The following is a 1,560-nucleotide window of genomic DNA, read 5'->3' as shown; positions in this document are numbered from 1 at the left end:
AGTCGCAATATAATATAAAAAATATACGATGAAGAGTTTGATCCTGGCTCAGGATGAACGCTAGCGGCAGGCTTAACACATGCAAGTCGAGGGGTATAGTTCTTCGGAATTAGAGACCGGCGCACGGGTGCGTAACGCGTATGCAATCTACCTTTTACAGAGGGATAGCCCAGAGAAATTTGGATTAATACCTCATAGTATTATTAAATGGCATCATTTTATAATTAAAGTCACAACGGTAAAAGATGAGCATGCGTCCCATTAGCTAGTTGGTAAGGTAACGGCTTACCAAGGCTACGATGGGTAGGGGTCCTGAGAGGGAGATCCCCCACACTGGTACTGAGACACGGACCAGACTCCTACGGGAGGCAGCAGTGAGGAATATTGGACAATGGGCGCAAGCCTGATCCAGCCATGCCGCGTGCAGGATGACGGTCCTATGGATTGTAAACTGCTTTTATACAGGAAGAAACCCTGGTTCGTGAACCAGCTTGACGGTACTGTAAGAATAAGGATCGGCTAACTCCGTGCCAGCAGCCGCGGTAATACGGAGGATCCAAGCGTTATCCGGAATCATTGGGTTTAAAGGGTCCGTAGGCGGTTTAATAAGTCAGTGGTGAAAGCCCATCGCTCAACGGTGGAACGGCCATTGATACTGTTAAACTTGAATTATTAGGAAGTAACTAGAATATGTAGTGTAGCGGTGAAATGCTTAGAGATTACATGGAATACCAATTGCGAAGGCAGGTTACTACTAATATATTGACGCTGATGGACGAAAGCGTGGGTAGCGAACAGGATTAGATACCCTGGTAGTCCACGCCGTAAACGATGGATACTAGCTGTTGGGAGCAATCTCAGTGGCTAAGCGAAAGTGATAAGTATCCCACCTGGGGAGTACGTTCGCAAGAATGAAACTCAAAGGAATTGACGGGGGCCCGCACAAGCGGTGGAGCATGTGGTTTAATTCGATGATACGCGAGGAACCTTACCAAGGCTTAAATGTAGTTTGACCGATTTGGAAACAGATTTTTCGCAAGACAAATTACAAGGTGCTGCATGGTTGTCGTCAGCTCGTGCCGTGAGGTGTCAGGTTAAGTCCTATAACGAGCGCAACCCCTGTTGTTAGTTGCCAGCGAGTCATGTCGGGAACTCTAACAAGACTGCCAGTGCAAACTGTGAGGAAGGTGGGGATGACGTCAAATCATCACGGCCCTTACGCCTTGGGCTACACACGTGCTACAATGGCCGGTACAGAGAGCAGCCACTGGGCGACCAGGAGCGAATCTATAAAACCGGTCACAGTTCGGATCGGAGTCTGCAACTCGACTCCGTGAAGCTGGAATCGCTAGTAATCGGATATCAGCCATGATCCGGTGAATACGTTCCCGGGCCTTGTACACACCGCCCGTCAAGCCATGGAAGCTGGGGGTGCCTGAAGTCGGTGACCGCAAGGAGCTGCCTAGGGTAAAACTGGTAACTAGGGCTAAGTCGTAACAAGGTAGCCGTACCGGAAGGTGCGGCTGGAACACCTCCTTTCTAGAGCCCTATATGTTAGCA

Annotated in this window: 1 rRNA gene; it reads left to right on the top strand. The window is 49.2% G+C overall.

Annotated elements, in window-relative coordinates:
- The first annotated feature begins 25 nt into the window (after positions 1-25).
- Positions 26-1,539 (top strand): 16S ribosomal RNA (locus LPB87_RS20535).
- The last annotated feature ends 21 nt before the right edge of the window (positions 1,540-1,560 follow it).

The organism is Flavobacterium sp. EDS (assembly GCF_020991525.1).
Taxonomy (GTDB): domain Bacteria; phylum Bacteroidota; class Bacteroidia; order Flavobacteriales; family Flavobacteriaceae; genus Flavobacterium.
Note: the sequence above shows the minus strand (reverse complement) of the source record. Positions and strands in the feature narration are given on the sequence as shown.